We start from the raw sequence: 15724 nt of genomic DNA, 5'->3' as shown, positions 1-15724 counted from the left end.
CGGCGGCATGGGCGGCGTCCAGCGCCTTGTCGATGTCGGCGGCGTTGGAGCGGGGGAATTCGGCGATCACCGAGCCGTCGACCGGGCTGGTGTTGCTGAAGTACTGGCCGCTGAGCGGGGCGACGAACTCACCGCCGATGTAGTTGCCGTAGCGCGGCTTGAGGGTGACGACGGCGCCTGGGGTACCGGGTTTGGCATAGAGCATGAGCGTTCTCCGAAACGATGTTGTTCTAGTTGTGCGTAGCAGGTGAGCTGGGATGTCCAGCCAGGGGTGCGGCTCGGATCGAGCGACAGCGAACCCTGGGGCTCGGACCGATCATGAGCCGATTTCATCTGCGCAACTTGACCGCAAGGGCGAGGTGCTGTCGTGCAAAGTCAACTTCGTCTGCCGCTGGCGGGGCGTGTCGCAATGGGTCAACTCGGTCGCCTTGTTTTGGTGCGAGTGTTTCAAAACGACTCACTCGCCAGGCATGGCGCTGCCCTTTGATGTCGCGTCGAGGCTGGAAACGCCTGGCTGGCTGCCTCAGGGTGGTGCGGCGTGTTTCTTGCTTTCGAACAGCCATTGTCACGAAGGAGGACCTGATGAGTTCTTTTCTCTCTCAGGCCGGCGCTACGCTCGGTGCCTCGCTCCTGTCCGGTGCCCCGGCCAATGCCGGTGTGCTGGCGGCGGCGGCGAGCGGCCTGTGTGGATTCATCGAAAAGCACGGCGGTGATCCGGATCGCATTCTCGGCGTATCCGGCATCGACCCCGAGTGCCTGCGCCACCCGACCCTGAGCCTGGCGCTGCCCAACTACTGCCAGGTGCTGGAGGAGGCCGCGCACCAGTCCGGCTGCGACAACTTCGGTCTGTACTACGGTCAGCAGTTCAAGCCCCAGGCCCTCGGCCTGCTGGGCTACATCGGGCTGTGCTCGGCCACGCTCGAACAGGCGCTGATCAACTTCGCGCGGGCTTTCCCGCTGCATCAGCGCAACAGCCTGATTCGCCTGGTCGACGAGGGCGAGTGCTACCGTTTCGACTATCAGGTGCGCCATGGCGCCATTCTCAGTCGGCGGCAGGACGCCGAGTTGACCCTGGGCATGGTGCTCAACCTGGTGCGTCATGTGCTCGGCAGCCAATGGGCGCCGCGCGCCGTGCATTTCGAGCACCCGCGACCGGAGTGCTGGCACGAGCACTGTAAGGTGTTCGATGCGCCGGTGTACTTCGAGCAGCCATTCAACTCGCTGCTGATTCCCAAGCGCGGCCTGAACCGTGCCATGCCGGACAGCGATTCCGTGCTGCTGATGGTGATGCAGGATTCGCTGAACCAGATCAGCAGCCTGTGCGGCCGTGGCGAGCGGGACATGGTCAACGATGTGCGCGAGCAGATCCGTCAGCGCCTGCTGTACGGCGAGCCGGCGCTGGAGGAGGTGGCCGAGCTGCTGGGCATGACCAGCTGGTCCCTGCAGCGGCGCCTGCGCGAGCAGGGCCTGAGCTTCTCGCAACTGGTGGACAACGTGCGCCGCGAACTGGCCAACCGCTACCTGCGTGAGCCGCAACTGCCGATCTCGCAGCTGGCCCTGTTGCTCGGCTATTCGGAAACCAGCGCGTTCTCGCGGGCCTTCCGCCGCTGGTTTGGTATCAGCCCGCGGCAGTGGCGGCGTGAAGGTGCCTGAGGCTCAGTAGGCCGCGCGGATGGCGCGCACGTCGTAGCCGTGGATGACCTGCCCGCGCATGTCGATCACCGGCACGCCGCGTCCGCCCAGGGCCTGGTAGGTGGCGCGGCCGGCGCTGTCCTTCTCGATATCCACTTCGCGATAGGCGATGCCATCGGCGGCGAACAGTTCGCGGGTTTTGGCGCAGTAGCCGCACCAGCTGGTGGCATAGAGCACGATCTCGCCGCTTGCGGTGCTGGCCTGTGGCGGATTGAGCCAGCGCTCGAGCTTGTCCCAGTGCTGGAACAGGGCCAGAGCGGCGAGAATCAGCAGGATCTTCTTCATCGGGACACGTCCTTGTGCGGGGTGGCGGCTTGCAATTGCGCCAGAGTAAAGGGTGGCGGGCGATCCGGCCACTGCAATTGCAGGCGCTCCAGCTCACGCGCCAGCAGGCTGGCCAGCAGCAGGTCGCGTAGCCAACGCTTGTGCGCGGGGATCACGTACCAGGGCGCATCATCGCTGTGGCTGGCACTGAGCAGGTCGCTCCAGCGGCGCTGGCGCTCTGCGAACTGGCGATGCGACTGCAGGTCGCTGCGCTTGAGCTTCCAGCGTTTCTCCGGCTTTTCCAGGCGTTGGCGCAGGCGCTGGTACTGCTCGTCGGCGTCGATCTGCAGGTAGCACTTGAGCACATGGATGCCGCGGGCAGGCAGCTGGCGCTCGAACGCCAGCAACTCGGCCAGACGCGTGGGCAGCTCGTCCTCGCCGCACAAGCCGTCGAGCGGGTCGCAGATCAGCGCTTCGTAGTGGCTGCGGTTGAACACCCCGAGCATGCCCGGTGCCGGCAGGCGCTGGCGATAGCGTTCGAGGAAGTGTGCCTGGCGCTCCTGCGCGCTCGGCGCCTGGAAGCCGTGAATGCTCAGTCCCTGTGGGTTGCAGGCGCTCAGGACCCGGCGAATCACGCCGTCCTTGCCACTGCAGTCAGGCCCTTGCAGCACCAGCAGCAGCGCCTGGCGGCGATTGGCCCAGAGGCGTGTCTGCTGGTCCTGCAGCCAGGGCCGGAGTCGTGCCAGGCGGGCCTTGGCCGCGTGCTTGTCGAGGCCGAGGGTACGCGCCGGGTCGCCTGCCAGCGGCGCCGCAACCTGGCAGCGGCAGCTCGCCAGTAGCGCGTCGCCGAGGCGCAGGTCCATCTCAGTCCTGGCGGCGCTTGAGCTGATCCTTCAGCTGGGTCGGCAGCTGGCGGATGATCAGCATGTCGCGGCCTTCGTCGTACTCCACCTTCGAGCCCAGCAGGTGCGCCTCGAAGCTGATCGACAGGCCTTCGGCGCGGCCGGTGAAGCGCTGGAACTGGCTGAGGGTGCGCTTGTCCGCCGGAAACTCCGGGGCCATGCCGTAATCCTTGTTGCGGATGTGCTCGTAGAAGGCCTTGGGACGCTCCTCATCGATCAGCCCGGAGAGCTCTTCCAGGGTGATCGGCTCGCCCATCTTGGCCTGGCCGCTGGCGTAGCCGACCAGTGTCTTGGTCTTCTCGCGGGCCTGTTCTTCGGGCAGGTCCTCGCTTTCCACGTAGTCGCTGAAGGCCTTGAGCAGGGTGCGTGTCTCGCCGGGGCCATCGACGCCTTCCTGGCAGCCGATGAAGTCGCGGAAGTAGTCCGAGACCTTCTTGCCATTCTTGCCCTTGATGAACGAGATGTACTGCTTGGACTGCTTGTTGTTCTGCCACTCGCTGATGTTGATGCGTGCGGCCAGGTGCAGCTGGCCGAGGTCCAGGTGCTTGGCCGGGGTCACGTCCAGTGCGTCGGTGACGGCCACGCCCTCGCTGTGATGCAGCAGGGCGATGGCCAGGTAGTCGGTCATGCCCTGCTGGTAATGGGCGAACAGCACGTGGCCGCCGGTGGACAGGTTGGACTCTTCCATCAGCTTCTGCAGCTGTTCCACGGCCTGGCGGCTGAAGGCGGTGAAGTCCTGCTCGCCATCGAGGTAGGCCTTGAGCCAGCCGCTGAAGGGGTAGGCGCCGGATTCCTCGTGGAACAGGCCCCAGGCCTTGCCCTGCTTGGCGTTGTAGCTCTCGTTGAGGTCGGCCAGGAGGTTCTCCATGGCTTGCGACGTGGCCAGCTCGCTGTCGCGGGCATGCAGCGCGGCGGGGCTGCCGTCGGGCTTCTTGTCGATCAGGTGGACGATGCAGTGACGGATCGGCATGGCGGTCTCGATGGGCAAATGAAACAGGGGCGCAGTTTACCCGAAGCGGGTGACGGATTCTGGTGCGGATGCATCGGCGCACGGTGCAACCGCGTGGGGTGGATGTCGCCTTTTACATCCACCGTGGGTGAGTCGACGCGGTGGATGCCGGGTTGTTCGCCCGGCATTGCCGGGCATGGTGGATCGATGAAGCGCGACCCACCCTACGGTTGGCGGCGTTGCTGCAGGGTCTTCAGGCGCTCGACCACGTAGCGCACGTGCAGGTGCAGCTCGTACAGCTGGTTGGAGTAGGACAGCGGCACTTCCACCGCCGCCAGCTCGTCCTCCAACTTCTCCAGGCGTTCGATCTCGCTGTCCAGCTCGTCCGGCAGCGAACCGGCGTGGAGCTTGCGGTCGATCTCGCGCAGGTACTTGTACCAGCGATAGATGCGCGCCCGGATACGCCACTGGTAGATCGGTCCGACGGCCTTGAACAGCGGGATCATCACCACGATCAGCGGGATCAGCAGGATGATGTAGCGGTCGGCCAGCGAGGCGATGCGAAACGGCAGGTAGCGCTGCAGGATCGGCAAGCCCTTGGCGTAGTAGTGTTCGGCATCCTTGTGCAGCTCGAAGGTGCGCGGTTCGGCGCTGGGATAGGCACCAGCGGTATCGAGCAGGGTGCCGTTCCTCATCACTTCGCGGCTGGCCTCGAGAAACAGCGGCACCAGCCCGGGGTTGAAGTCGTCGTTGACCACCAGGGTGGCCACCGGGGCCAGGGTGACGATGTCGCGGTCCGGTGCGTTGCTGGCCAGGTCGAGCAGGCCCTCGCCGACCGTCACCTGGTTGAAGAACGGCAGGCGCGCCTCGTAGGCCGCTGCGCGACGAAAGTGCGCCAGGGCGATATCGGGGTTGGCGGCCAGTTGCTGCACCAGGGCATTCTCCGCCGGGCCGACGAAGAACGCCGCGTCCAGTTCGCCGGCCAGCAGTGCGCGTGCGGCCTTGCCGCCGCCGATGTTCTGCCAGGTGTCGGGATACTGCTCGGGCAGGATCGCGTTGGCGCCGAGGATGGCGTCGCTGGCAGCGCGGGTGCCGCTGCCCTCGCCACCCAGGCCGAGCTTCAGCGGCAACAGGTCGGCGATGCGGTCCAGGCCGGTTTCACGGCGATAGAACAGCCAGAGCGGCTCCTGATAGATCGCCCCCAGGCTCTGCAGGCGGGTCTGCTCGTCCGGCGACAGTTGCCGCTCCAGGCCGCTTTGCACCAGGCCGATCTGCACGGCCGGGTCATCGGCCAGCAGGCGCTGCAGGTTGTCGCGTGAGCCCGAGGTCGGCACCAGGCTGAGTTCGAAACCCTCCTTGGCCAGTTCTTCCTTGAGGCGTTCGGCGAACTGCTGGTAGGCCCCGCCCTGGGTGCCGGTGGCCATGCTGGCGCTCATCGGCGGTGGCGGCGCGACGAACTGGAACAGCGCCCAGACCAGGCCGGCCACCACCGGGACGATCCACAGGTTGGCCAGGATCATGATCTTCAGGTCGTTGAGTACGCGGCGCATGGGGCTTCCTTGGGGCTGGGTTCAGGGTAAGGATAGAACCCCATGCGCCCTGAGGTCATCTGTAGCGCGGCTGGCCGGTAGCAATGCGGCTGACGGGCGTAGGGTGGACGACGCTTCACCCGTCCACCGACAGCGCCTTGCGCGAGAAGAGCGTCATCCACCTTGCGCCAGCGCCTTGTGCCTGTCGCGCAGGTGGCTCAACAGCAGCAAGGCGGCAAACAGCGCCACGGCATACAGGGCGTCGCTGCCGAGCATCACCAGCACCGCGCTGCACAGCACTGCGCTGAGCCCGGCCAGCAGGCGCCAGATGCCATGCAGCAGGCTCCAGCCTGCGGCCATGCTGAGCAGGTAGATCAGCACGAAGTTGCCGTTGGCGTAGCGGATCAGGTCATCCACCGACAGTTGCAGCACGGCCGAGAGCAGCGCGCACAGCGCGCAACTGATCACGACCAGCAGCAAGGCCCGGCCGGGAACGCCATGGGCGTTGCGCACCGCCAGCCGGGCAGGCAGGCGGCCCTCGTCGGCCAGGCTCCAGATCAGGCGGGCGAAGCCCTGGATGTACACGTTCATCGAGGCGAAGCAGGCCAGGTAGCCGAGCACCGCCACCAGCACGCGGGCGCGCTCGCCGAGCAGCTGCTCGAACAGCCGGGGCAGGGCGGTGGTGTCACTGTGCACGTCGCCGTAGGTGGCGAAGCTCAGGACTGCCACCGAACAGGCCCAGTACACCAGGCCGGCGAGCAGCACGCCGAGCAGCAAGGCCAGTGGGAAGTCCCGCTGCGGGTGCTTGAACTCCTCGCCCAGATGGGTGAAGGCCTCGATGCCGACGAAGCACCAGAACATCACCCCCAGCGCCGTCGGCAGCAGGTGCCACTGGCCGTCCAGCGCCGGCAACAGCGGCTGCTCGGCATGGGGCAGGTCGCCCATCCACCAGATCAGCGCCACGCTGGCGACGATGGCCACGGCGATCAGCCCCTGCAGCAGGCCCGAGGCCCTGGGCGGGCGCTGGCCGAGCAGGAGGATGGCGCCCAGGGTCGCCAGCTCGATGATCAGCAGGTCGCTGCGGTCGAGGTCGAACAGGGCCAGCCAGAAGCCACTGGCGATATGCAGGGCCGCCGGCAGGCCCACGGGCAGCACGGCGAGAAACAGCAGGGCGCTGACGCTCTCCATGCGCAGGCCGAAGGCGCGGCCGATCAGGTGCGGTGCCCCGCCCGCGTGGGGGAAGCGCTTGCCCAGCTGGGCGAAGGTGAATGCCACCGGCAGCACCAGGGCGATGAGCATCAGCCAGGCCCACAGCGACGCCTCGCCAGCGGCGGTGGCCGCCAGTGCCGGCACCACGAAGATGCCGGTGCCGAGCAGCGATGTGCTGAGCAGGGCGATGCCCTGCAGCAGGCCCAGTTCCTTGTTGAGTCGACTCATGGGGTATGCTCACGCCTTTGCAGATCCCGCTATGGTAGGCCGCCGCCTGATTACAGGCTGCCGCCTTTCACCGACGAAATGGCGGTTCTTCCCGTCAACCTGATTGCCGCTCGAGAAACACCGTGGACAAGTTCGATCGCCAGATCCTCGCTCTGCTGCGCAGCGACGCGCGCACCTCCGTCAGCCAGATCGCCCGCGAGGTCAGTCTTTCCCGCTCGGCTGTCAGCGAGCGCATTCGCCATCTGGAACAGAGCGGCGTCATTCGCGGCTATCACGCCCAGGTCGCGGCGCCGGGTGAGGGTGGGGTCAAGGCCTTCCTCGAACTGTTCTACCAGAACGCCCGTTGCCAGGATTACGTCGAGCGCATGCGTGAATACCCGGAAATTCGCCACTGCAGCGGCATCAGTGGGGAAACCGACATGCTGGTGCTGGTCGAGGCGCCGAGCATGGCGCGCCTGAGCGAGGTCCGCGCGGCCATCGAGGCCTTCCCGCAGATGCAGCGGGTCAAGACCCACATCGTCGTGCAGGACTGGCCGCTATGAGCCTGCGCGTGCTGCACAGCTCCGACTGGCACCTGGGCCAGCACTTCATGGGCAAGACCCGCCAGGCCGAGCACCAGGCCTTCTGCGCCTGGCTGCTGGAGCAGGTGCGGGCGCATGCCGTGGATGTGCTGCTGATCGCCGGTGACGTATTCGACACCGGTGCGCCGCCCAGCTACGCCCGCGAGCAGTACTACCGCCTGGTGGTCGAACTGCGCGACGCCGGCTGCGCGCTGGTGGTCCTGGGGGGCAACCACGATTCGCCGGCCATGCTTGGCGAAAGCCGCAGCCTGCTGGCGCAGCTGGGCACCCAGGTGGTGCCGGCGGTGGGCCTCGACCTGGCCGAGCAGGTGCTGGTGCTGAATGATCGCCGCGGCCAGCCGGGCGCCATCCTCTGCGCCATCCCCTTCATTCGTCCGCGCGACGTGCTGGCCAGCCAGGCCGGGCAGAGCGCGCAGGACAAGCAGCAGTCGCTGCAACAGGCCATTGCCGCGCACTACCAGGCCCTGCACGCGCTGGCGCTGGAGCGGCGCAACCAGATCGGGCAGCCCCTGCCGATCATCGCCACCGGCCACCTGACCACGGTCGGCGCCAGCGCCAGTGAGTCGGTGCGCGAGATCTACGTCGGCAGCCTGGAGGCCTTTCCCACCAGTGCTTTCCCGCCCGCCGACTACATCGCCCTGGGTCACATCCATCGGCCGCAGAAGGTCGGTGGCCTGGAGCATGTGCGCTACAGCGGTTCGCCGATCGCCCTGTCGTTCGATGAAACGCGCCAGCAGAAGGAAGTGCTGCTGCTGGAATTCGGCGAGGCCAGCCTGCAGTCGATCACGCCGCTGGCCGTGCCGGTGTTTCAACCCATGGCCAGCCTGCGCGGCTCGCTCAAGGAACTGGCCGGTGCCATCGCCGAGGTCGCTGCCCAGGGCACGGGCGAGCGGCCGGTGTGGCTGGAGGTGCAGGTCAGTACCGACGACTACCTCAGCGACCTGCAAGGCCGCATCAGCGCCCTCTGCGAGGGGCATGCCGTGGAAGTGCTGCGCATCCGTCGCGAGCGTGGCAACGCCAGTGCCAGCCTGGCCAGCGCCGCACGGGAGACGCTGGACGAATTGTCCGTCGAGGATGTCTTCGCCAGGCGCCTGCAACAGGAGGTACTGGACGAGGCGGACAGCCAGCGCCTGCTCGAGCGGTATCGCCAGGTGCTGGAGACCGTGCAGGAACGCCAGGAGCGCTAGGCGCGTGGCGCGGCATTTTTCCCGACAGCGCTGGCCGCACGGGGCAAAGTCGCTATAGTGCACGCTCTTTCGATCTACCCGTGCTGCGAGGGTGGTGCCGAATGCGGGCGCAGGCTCGCTGGCCGCTGTCCTGCCGTAGCCGCCGCAACTGAAGGATCAGTGTGTGAAGTGTCTGGTGGTATTCGCCCATCCGCTGCAGGACAGCCTCTGTCGCCACCTGTGCGATGAAACCGTCGCGCACCTGGCGGGCAAGGGCTACGACATCGAGTTGCTGGACCTCTACGCCAGTGCCTTCGACCCACGGCTCAGCGAGGCCGAGCGGCAGAGCTACTACGCCGGCGCGTTCGACGCCGGGCAGCTGCAGGCCCAGCTGCGTCAGTTGCAGGCGGCGCAGTCGCTGGTGCTGGTCTTCCCCACCTGGTGGTTCGGCTTCCCGGCCATTCTCAAAGGCTGGTTCGACCGCGTCTGGGCGCCGGGCCATGCCTACCAGCATGCCGCCGATCTCGGTGCGATCACCCCGGGCCTGTTGCAGTTGCAGGAGGTGCGGGTGGTTACCACGCTGGGCTCGCCCTGGTGGGTCGACCTGTTCGTCTTGCGCCGGCCCGTCAGGCGGGTGCTCAAGCTCGCCCTGCTGGGGGCCTGTACCCGGGGCTGCAGCTTCCGGATGTTGTCGTTCTACCGCAGTGAGAAGGCCGACCGTGCGCGCGTCGACGCCTTCGTGAGGAAGATCAGGGCGCGTTTCTGAGCGCGCGGACGTGATGCGCCGGCCGTGATGCCGGCGCCTGGCAAGGAGAGTCGTGATGTTGCTACAGGCCAATGGGTTCTTGCTGCTGGGGGCGCTGCTGACGGCGCTGGCCGGCGTGCTGCACTTTGCCTGCATTTTCTGGGGGGTGCGGGGTTTCCAGGTGCTTGGCGCCGGTGAACAGCTGGTGGCGATGGCCGCACGGCGTCACTGGTACCCGCCAGTGGTGGCCTGCGCCATTGGCTGCGTGCTGTTGCTGTGGGCGCTGCTGACGCTGTCTGCCGCCGGCCTCGGCCCGCAGCTGGCGCTGGCGAAATGGGCGGTGCTGCTGATCACCCTGGTCTACCTCGGCCGGGCCCTGGCCTTTCCCTGGCTCAAGCGGGTGATCATCGGCAACAGCGAGCGCTTCTGGCACCTGAGTTCATTGCTGTGCCTGGGGCTGGCGGTGCTGCACGGCGTCGGCCTGGCCCAGGTCTGGCAGGCCGCCTAGGCGCTTCGACAGAGCGGAGAGCGGCGGGCATGTAGCGTTCGCCAAACCACAAGGAATACAGAGGTCGAGCATGCAACTGACGGAATACCGCGTCGTCACGGCGCACACCAGCGAGTACCCCGAGCCGATCCAGTTCGAGGCCGGCGCCCCGCTGACGCTGGGGGAAGTCTACGAGGGACCGGAGGACTGGCAGGACTGGCGCTTCTGCCACACGCCGGGCCAGGCCGGCGGCTGGGTTCCGCAGCAGATCATCGAGGTGATCGCCGGCGACCGGGGCCGGGCGCGCGAGGACTATAGCGCCCGCGAGCTGGACGTCGTGGTGGGCGAGCGGGTGTTGGCCGGGCGACAATTGAATGGCTGGGCCTGGTGCCGGCGCAGCAGTGGCGACGCGTCGGGCTGGGTGCCGTTGGAAAATCTGCAGGCCGAGGGCGCCGCGCGATGAGCCGCCGACTGTCATCGACCGCGTTGTCCGTCGCAGGGCAGCGCCTGCATGAGCTGCCGTCATGAGCCATGCCTTGATCGCGCCGATGCTGGCCCATGTCGGTCTGGCCGGCTTTCTCTATGTACTCCTGACCCTGGCGCGTGCGCCCAGTATCTGGGGCATCGGGCGGCGCGCCGATGGCTCGAACCCCTGGGCCGAGGTCGAGCCGCGCATCAGCGCCAACCTGTCCAACCAGTTCGAATGGCCGCTGCTGTTCTACGTCGCCTGCCTGCTGCTGATCCAGGCCGGCGTGCAGTCGCCGCTCGCGACCTGGCTGGCGTGGGGGTTCATCGGCGGGCGCCTGGCACACAGCCTGGTACAGATCGGCACCGGCAACGTGCGTCTGCGCGGCCTGGTGTTCACCCTCAACTTCCTGGCCGCGCTCGGGCTCTGGGCGTTGGTGCTGCAGCTCTATCTGCATGGCTAGCAAACGCATCCTGAGCAAGACGCTGTTGGCGACGCTGCTGCTGTCGCTCGGGGCCAACCTCTACCTGGTGTTGCTGGTCGTGCAGTGGCAGGAGGCCTGGACGCAGCAAATACTGACGACCGCCAACCTCGAGCGGTTGTATCGACACTCCGGCGCGGACACCTCTTACGAGGCGCTGCGGCGTCAGGCTCAGGCGCTGTTCTACCAGGTCGAGCCGACCCGCAAGGCTGCCGATCCGATGACGGCTCAGCTCGATGAGCAGGCATTGAAGGTGGACGGCACCGTGCTGATGTTCAAGGACGGCCTCTACCAGGGTAGCCGGGCCGATCTGCCCGACGGTCTGCGTCATTGGGGAATCGAGATCGGCGACTGACGGCGCGTGACGACGCCGATCCGGCAATAGCGATCTATGCTGTCGGTGATGGCAAATGGACAGGGGTGCTAGGGTGCTGACGACACTGGCCCGGTTGCTGGACCCGCTGCATGGGGGGCCGGATGCGACCCGACAGCGTTTCGAGGACTGGTATCGCCAGGCGGCGATTCCACAGATTCGCTATGTCGCCTTCCTGACCATGGGGCTGTACCTGATCTACGCCGCCATCGAGCAGAATGTCGAAACCGATCAGCCCTTCGCACGCTTCATCGTGCATGCGCTGATGGTGCCGGGGGCGCTGCTGGCCACCGGGCTGCTCAGCTTTCGACCCGGCCGGCAGACGCTGATGCTCGGCCTGCTGTCATGCGCGCCCATCGTGTCGGTGCTGTCGAATCTCTACTTCAACTTCGGCTCGTCACGCTTCGCGCTCTACGCGCCGGAAATCTACCTGAACCTGATGTGGACGTTCGCCATCTCGGGCCTGACCCTGAAGCGCGCGATGGCCACGGCACTGGTCTCGCTGTCGGCGATTCTCCTGGTCACCCTCGAACACTCGCTCACCCCGGGGCCGCAGCGCCTGCACCTGATCTGGATTCTCGCCTCGTTCTCCTTCGGGCTGCTCAGCGCCTTCCTGCTGGAGAAGGCGCACAAACGCATGTTCCTGCAGCAGGACAGCCTGGAACTGAGCGCCAGCCTCGACGGCCTGACCGGGCTGTGGAACCGCTCGCGCACCGAGGCGTTCCTCGCCGACGAGCAGGCCAGGGCCAACCGCTACGGCACGCCGTTCTCGGTGGTGCTGATCGACATCGACCATTTCAAGCACGTCAACGACACCTTCGGTCATGCGGTGGGCGACAGCGTGCTGCGCCAGTTCGCCACGCTGCTGCGCGAGAACGTGCGCGCGGTGGACAAGGTCGGCCGCTTCGGGGGCGAGGAGTTTCTCATCGTCCTGCCGGAGATCGGCTCGCATCAGGCCGTGGCAGCCGTGCAGGCGCTGCGGCGGCGTATCCAGGCGTTCGCCTTCGACACCGTCGAGCGCAAGACCGCCAGCTTCGGTATCGCCGAATACCGCCCAGGCGAAACCCTGGAGGCACTGATGGCCCGGGCCGACAAGGCGATGTATCGGGCCAAGGCCAGCGGCCGCGACCGCGTCGAGGCGCTGTAGCGGCATTCGGGCCTGCAGCGCGCGGCGGAGAATGCCAGAATGGCCGCCTCCAACGGCTTCCGACCTGTGCATGAAAATCCTCAGCCTGCGCCTCAAGAACCTCAACTCCCTGAAGGGGGAGTGGAAGATCGACTTCGCCGCCGAGCCCTTCGCCGGCAGCGGCCTGTTCGCCATCACCGGGCCGACCGGTGCCGGCAAGACCACCTTGCTCGATGCCATCTGCCTCGCGCTCTATCACCGCACGCCGCGCATGAGCACGCTGTCGGCCAGCGGCAACGAGCTGATGACCCGGCACACCGCCGACTGCCTGGCCGAAGTCGAGTTCGAGGTCAGGGGGCAGGGCTACCGTGCGTTCTGGAGCCAGCGCCGTGCGCGGGACAAGGTCGACGGCGCGTTGCAGGCGCCCAAGGTGGAGCTGGCGCGCATCGAGGGTGGCGAAATCCTCACCGACAAGATCCGCGAGAAGGAGAGCCTGACCTCCGAACTGACTGGCCTGGACTTCGAGCGCTTCACCAAATCCATGCTGCTGGCCCAGGGCGGTTTCGCCGCGTTCCTCGAGGCCAACGCCAACCAGCGTGCCGAACTGCTGGAAGAACTGACCGGCACCGAGGTCTACGGGCGGATTTCCCAGCAGGTCTACGAACGCACCAAGGCTGCCGAGCAGGCGCTGGGCCTGTTGAAAAGCCGCGCCCAGGGCATGGAACTGCTGGATGAAGCGCAGTGCACCGAGCTGCAGGATGAAGCCGAGCGCCTGGCGCGGGAGCAGGCGCCGCTGCTCGCCGAGCAACAGGCGCTGCAAGGACAGCAGCGCTGGCGAGAAGCCCTGCAGCGTGCCGAGCAGCAGGCCGCCGAGGCGGCGCAAGCCGTGCAACAGGCCCGGCAGCGCCAGGCCGACGCGGGTGATGAGCTGCAGCGCCTGGCTGCCAGCGAGCCGGCCTCGCGCCTGCTGCCCCTGCACCAGGCCTGGCAGCAGGCGCGGCAGGAGCGCGAGCAGGCCGAGCACGACCTGCTCGCGCTGCGCGAACGGATGCAGGCCTGCGCCGGGCGTGAGCGGCTGGCGCTGTGGCAGGCCAGCCGTTATGCCGCGCACGGTTGTGCCCAGCGTCAGGCCGCGCTGACGCAGCTGCAGCAGCAGTATGCCGAGGTGCAGGCCTGGCTGGGCGAACGCAGCCAGCATGCGCGTCTGGGCGAGCTGCTCAGCGGCTGGGACGAGCGCTTCACTCAGCGTTCCAGGGGCGAGCAGGGCGTGCTGGCGGCGCAGGCGCGGCTGAGCGAATCCGCCACGCAGCTCGCCGCGCTGCAGCGCCAGCGTGAGGCGCAGGGCGCGCGTCTGACCACGCTGCAACAGCAGCTGGAGCAGGCGCGCGCTGCCGAGGCGCAGCAGCAGGCCAGCGTGCAGGACCTGCTGGGTGCGGCGGGAGAGGCGGGGCTGTGGCAGGAGGTGCAGGGCCAGCAGGCGCGCAGCCGCGTGTTCGATCGCTTGCAGCAACTGGCGCAACGCCGTGAGGCGCTGGGCGGGCAACTCGCCGGGCTGCCGCCGCGCCTGGCCGAACTGCAGCGTCTGCAGACGGACAAGAATGCCGAGATCGGCGCGCTGCGCGAGCGCTACAAGGCGCTCAAGCAGCAGTGCGCCGACAAGGAAAAGCTGCTGGAGCAGGAACAGCGCATCCACGACCTGGAGGCCCATCGCGCCCGCCTGCAGCCGGGCGAGGCCTGCCCGCTGTGCGGCTCGCATGAGCATCCGGCGATCGAGCAGTATCAGGCGCTGAATGTCTCCGCCACCGAACAGGCGCTGGCGCAGTGCCGCAGTGACCTGGGCGAGCTGGAGAGCCAGGGGGCCAGCCTGCGTGACGAGCTGACCCGCCTGGCCGCGCAGATCGAGCAGTTGCACGCGCAGCAGGCCGAGGCTCAGGCGCAGTTGCAGCCGCTGGATCAGCAATGGCAGCAGCAACTGAGCGAGTACGACATCCGCCTGCACGATGCCGCCGAGCTCGGCCCCATGCAACAGCAGCACGAGCAGGCGCTGGCGGCGCAGCAGGCGCGTCTGCAGAGCGTGCAACAGCAGCAGGCCGAACTGCAGCGTCTGCGCGAGCTGCGCGAGACGGCCGAGCGTGAGCAGAGCGAAGCACAGCGGCAGCAGGCCCTGCTCGAGCGCGATCTGGACAACACCCAGGCGCGTCTGGCCGAGCAACAGACCGACCTGAACGATCTGCAGGCCGGGCAGGCGCAGCAGGCCGAGGCATTGCTGGCCAGCCTGGAGGGTTTCGCCAGCGAACTGCCGGCCGATGGCGAGGGCTGGTTGGCACAGCAGAAGGCGGCCTGGCAGGCCTGGCGCGACACACAGGCACGCGAGCAGCAGTTGCTCGAGCAGAAGCACGAGGCGCAGCGACAGCTGGACGAGGACCAGGCGCAGGCTGCGCAGTGGTTGCAGCGCTGGCAGGCCACTGGCGTGGCTGACCTGGCTGAGCCTGCACCCGTCAGCGACTCACGGCAGGCCTGGCGCGAGGCCGCCGAGCGCTTGGCCGCCGCGCAGCGTGAACGCGATGGCCTGGCCGGCAGCGAGCAGGCCCAGGTGGCGTTGCAGGCACGCCTGCAGGCGCGCCTGGATGACTGCCAGCAGGCCTGGCAGCAGGCGTTGGCCGGCAGCCCGTTCGCCGACCAGGCGGCGTTCGAAGCGGCGCTGCTGGGTGATGACGAACGTCAGCGCCTGCTGCAGTTGAAGGCCGATCTGGAGCGCGCACACACCCAGGCGGCGACCTTGCAGGCGGCGGCGCAGGCCGAGGTACAGCGCCTCCAGAGCGAGGCGCAGAGTGCCCTGAGCCTGGCCGAGCTGGGCGAACAGATCCAGGCCCTGCAGGATCGCCTGCGTGCATTGAGCGAGCGCCAGGGTGAGGTGCGGGCCCAGCTTCAGGCCGACGCGGCACGGCGCAGCAGCCAGCAGGCGCTGTTCGCCGAAATCGCCGCACAGGAGGGCGAGCATGCCCTCTGGCAGCAACTCAACGGCCTGATCGGCTCGGCCGATGGTGCCAAGTTCCGCAAGTTCGCCCAGGGCCTGACCCTCGATCACCTGATCCACCTGGCGAACCGCCAGCTGACCCGCCTGCATGGCCGTTACCAGCTGGCGCGCAAGAGCAGCGGCGAGCTGGAGCTGGAGGTGCGTGACACCTGGCAGGCCGACGTGGCCCGTGATTGCCGCACGCTGTCCGGCGGCGAGAGTTTCCTGGTCAGCCTGGCCCTGGCCCTGGCGCTGTCCGATCTGGTCAGCCACAAGACCAGTATCGATTCGCTGTTCCTCGATGAAGGCTTCGGCACGCTGGATGGCGAGACCCTGGAGGTGGCGCTGGACGCCCTGGACAACCTCAACGCCAGCGGCAAGACCATCGGCGTGATCAGTCACGTCGAGGCGATGAAGGAGCGTATTCCCGTGCAGCTGCGGGTACACAAGGGCGTCGGCCTCGGCTACAGCCGGCTCGATGCGCGTTTCGCGGTGAAGGAAGGAGCGTAG

15 protein-coding genes and 1 pseudogene are annotated in these 15724 nt (G+C 67.5%); 10 read left to right on the top strand and 6 right to left on the bottom strand.

Annotated elements, in window-relative coordinates:
- Nucleotides 1-205: pseudogene (locus tag EWH21_RS19330) on the bottom strand (aldehyde dehydrogenase); the annotation flags it as partial.
- Nucleotides 206-582: 377 nt separating this feature from the next.
- On the opposite strand from EWH21_RS19330, the gene EWH21_RS19325 reads away from it, so the two are divergent.
- Nucleotides 583-1653 carry an AraC family transcriptional regulator gene (locus EWH21_RS19325; protein WP_047586520.1) on the top strand — a complete coding sequence of 357 codons (1071 nt, stop codon included), beginning with the start codon at nucleotides 583-585 and terminating at the stop codon, nucleotides 1651-1653.
- 3 nt (nucleotides 1654-1656) lie between these two features.
- On the opposite strand, the gene EWH21_RS19320 is transcribed toward EWH21_RS19325, so the two are convergent.
- The 5 genes from EWH21_RS19320 to yjeH form a co-directional block, all read right to left on the bottom strand.
- Nucleotides 1657-1977, bottom strand: a complete 321-nt coding sequence (locus EWH21_RS19320) for a glutaredoxin family protein (protein WP_037049770.1) — start codon at nucleotides 1975-1977, stop codon at nucleotides 1657-1659.
- Nucleotides 1974-2819 carry a hypothetical protein gene (locus EWH21_RS19315; protein ID WP_277699097.1) on the bottom strand — a complete coding sequence of 282 codons (846 nt, stop codon included), beginning with the start codon at nucleotides 2817-2819 and terminating at the stop codon, nucleotides 1974-1976. Before EWH21_RS19315 ends, EWH21_RS19320 begins: the two co-directional genes overlap by 4 nt.
- A 1-nt stretch (nucleotide 2820) precedes the next feature.
- Entirely contained in the window at nucleotides 2821-3828 is a 1008-nt protein-coding gene (yejK, locus tag EWH21_RS19310) for a nucleoid-associated protein YejK (protein ID WP_037049760.1), read from the bottom strand.
- A 203-nt stretch (nucleotides 3829-4031) separates the two neighbouring features.
- Complete coding sequence (locus tag EWH21_RS19305; protein WP_134676962.1) at nucleotides 4032-5357, bottom strand: TAXI family TRAP transporter solute-binding subunit; 1326 nt, start codon at nucleotides 5355-5357, stop codon at nucleotides 4032-4034.
- Nucleotides 5358-5510: 153 nt separating this feature from the next.
- Nucleotides 5511-6773 (bottom strand): L-methionine/branched-chain amino acid transporter, encoded by a 1263-nt coding sequence (gene yjeH, locus EWH21_RS19300; RefSeq protein WP_179554800.1) that lies wholly within the window; start codon nucleotides 6771-6773, stop codon nucleotides 5511-5513.
- 122 nt (nucleotides 6774-6895) lie between these two features.
- Between yjeH and EWH21_RS19295 the strand changes: the two genes are divergently transcribed.
- The 9 genes from EWH21_RS19295 (at nucleotide 6896) to EWH21_RS19255 (ending at nucleotide 15724) form a co-directional block, all read left to right on the top strand.
- Nucleotides 6896-7315 carry an Lrp/AsnC family transcriptional regulator gene (locus tag EWH21_RS19295; RefSeq protein WP_037049681.1) on the top strand — a complete coding sequence of 140 codons (420 nt, stop codon included), beginning with the start codon at nucleotides 6896-6898 and terminating at the stop codon, nucleotides 7313-7315.
- A complete protein-coding gene (gene sbcD / locus EWH21_RS19290; RefSeq protein ID WP_277699096.1) occupies nucleotides 7312-8541 on the top strand; it encodes an exonuclease subunit SbcD in 1230 nt (409 codons plus the stop codon). The genes EWH21_RS19295 and sbcD overlap by 4 nt, the downstream gene beginning before the upstream one ends.
- Before the next feature lie 163 nt (nucleotides 8542-8704).
- Nucleotides 8705-9286, top strand: coding sequence for an NAD(P)H-dependent oxidoreductase (locus EWH21_RS19285; RefSeq protein ID WP_047590335.1), 582 nt, complete (start codon nucleotides 8705-8707; stop codon nucleotides 9284-9286).
- Between the two features lie 55 nt (nucleotides 9287-9341).
- Nucleotides 9342-9773, top strand: coding sequence for a hypothetical protein (locus EWH21_RS19280; protein WP_277699095.1), 432 nt, complete (start codon nucleotides 9342-9344; stop codon nucleotides 9771-9773).
- 70 nt (nucleotides 9774-9843) lie between these two features.
- On the top strand, nucleotides 9844-10215 hold the full coding sequence (locus EWH21_RS19275; RefSeq protein WP_037049669.1) for an SH3 domain-containing protein: 372 nt from the start codon (nucleotides 9844-9846) through the stop codon (nucleotides 10213-10215).
- 61 nt (nucleotides 10216-10276) lie between these two features.
- Complete coding sequence (locus tag EWH21_RS19270) at nucleotides 10277-10681, top strand: MAPEG family protein (protein ID WP_277699094.1); 405 nt, start codon at nucleotides 10277-10279, stop codon at nucleotides 10679-10681.
- On the top strand, nucleotides 10674-11054 hold the full coding sequence (locus EWH21_RS19265; protein ID WP_277699093.1) for a hypothetical protein: 381 nt from the start codon (nucleotides 10674-10676) through the stop codon (nucleotides 11052-11054). Before EWH21_RS19270 ends, EWH21_RS19265 begins: the two co-directional genes overlap by 8 nt.
- Before the next feature lie 73 nt (nucleotides 11055-11127).
- Nucleotides 11128-12219, top strand: coding sequence for a GGDEF domain-containing protein (locus tag EWH21_RS19260; RefSeq protein ID WP_277699092.1), 1092 nt, complete (start codon nucleotides 11128-11130; stop codon nucleotides 12217-12219).
- A 70-nt stretch (nucleotides 12220-12289) separates the two neighbouring features.
- A complete protein-coding gene (locus tag EWH21_RS19255) occupies nucleotides 12290-15724 on the top strand; it encodes an AAA family ATPase (RefSeq protein ID WP_277699091.1) in 3435 nt (1144 codons plus the stop codon).

Source organism: Pseudomonas sp. REST10, from assembly GCF_029542605.1.
In the GTDB taxonomy this organism is placed as follows: Bacteria; Pseudomonadota; Gammaproteobacteria; order Pseudomonadales; family Pseudomonadaceae; genus Aquipseudomonas; species Aquipseudomonas khazarica.
This window is presented reverse-complemented; position numbering and strand designations above follow the sequence as displayed.

What these genes read in the sequence shown, in the direction of transcription:
- EWH21_RS19325 (WP_047586520.1), top strand. Translation starts at nt 583, where the DNA reads ATGAGTTCTTTTCTCTCTCAGGCCGGCGCTACGCTCGGTGCCTCGCTC.
- EWH21_RS19320 (WP_037049770.1), bottom strand. Translation starts at nt 1,977, where the DNA reads ATGAAGAAGATCCTGCTGATTCTCGCCGCTCTGGCCCTGTTCCAGCAC.
- EWH21_RS19315 (WP_277699097.1), bottom strand. Translation starts at nt 2,819, where the DNA reads ATGGACCTGCGCCTCGGCGACGCGCTACTGGCGAGCTGCCGCTGCCAG.
- yejK (WP_037049760.1), bottom strand. Translation starts at nt 3,828, where the DNA reads ATGCCGATCCGTCACTGCATCGTCCACCTGATCGACAAGAAGCCCGAC.
- EWH21_RS19305 (WP_134676962.1), bottom strand. Translation starts at nt 5,357, where the DNA reads ATGCGCCGCGTACTCAACGACCTGAAGATCATGATCCTGGCCAACCTG.
- yjeH (WP_179554800.1), bottom strand. Translation starts at nt 6,773, where the DNA reads ATGAGTCGACTCAACAAGGAACTGGGCCTGCTGCAGGGCATCGCCCTG.
- sbcD (WP_277699096.1), top strand. Translation starts at nt 7,312, where the DNA reads ATGAGCCTGCGCGTGCTGCACAGCTCCGACTGGCACCTGGGCCAGCAC.
- EWH21_RS19280 (WP_277699095.1), top strand. Translation starts at nt 9,342, where the DNA reads ATGTTGCTACAGGCCAATGGGTTCTTGCTGCTGGGGGCGCTGCTGACG.
- EWH21_RS19275 (WP_037049669.1), top strand. Translation starts at nt 9,844, where the DNA reads ATGCAACTGACGGAATACCGCGTCGTCACGGCGCACACCAGCGAGTAC.
- EWH21_RS19270 (WP_277699094.1), top strand. Translation starts at nt 10,277, where the DNA reads ATGAGCCATGCCTTGATCGCGCCGATGCTGGCCCATGTCGGTCTGGCC.
- EWH21_RS19265 (WP_277699093.1), top strand. Translation starts at nt 10,674, where the DNA reads ATGGCTAGCAAACGCATCCTGAGCAAGACGCTGTTGGCGACGCTGCTG.
- EWH21_RS19255 (WP_277699091.1), top strand. Translation starts at nt 12,290, where the DNA reads ATGAAAATCCTCAGCCTGCGCCTCAAGAACCTCAACTCCCTGAAGGGG.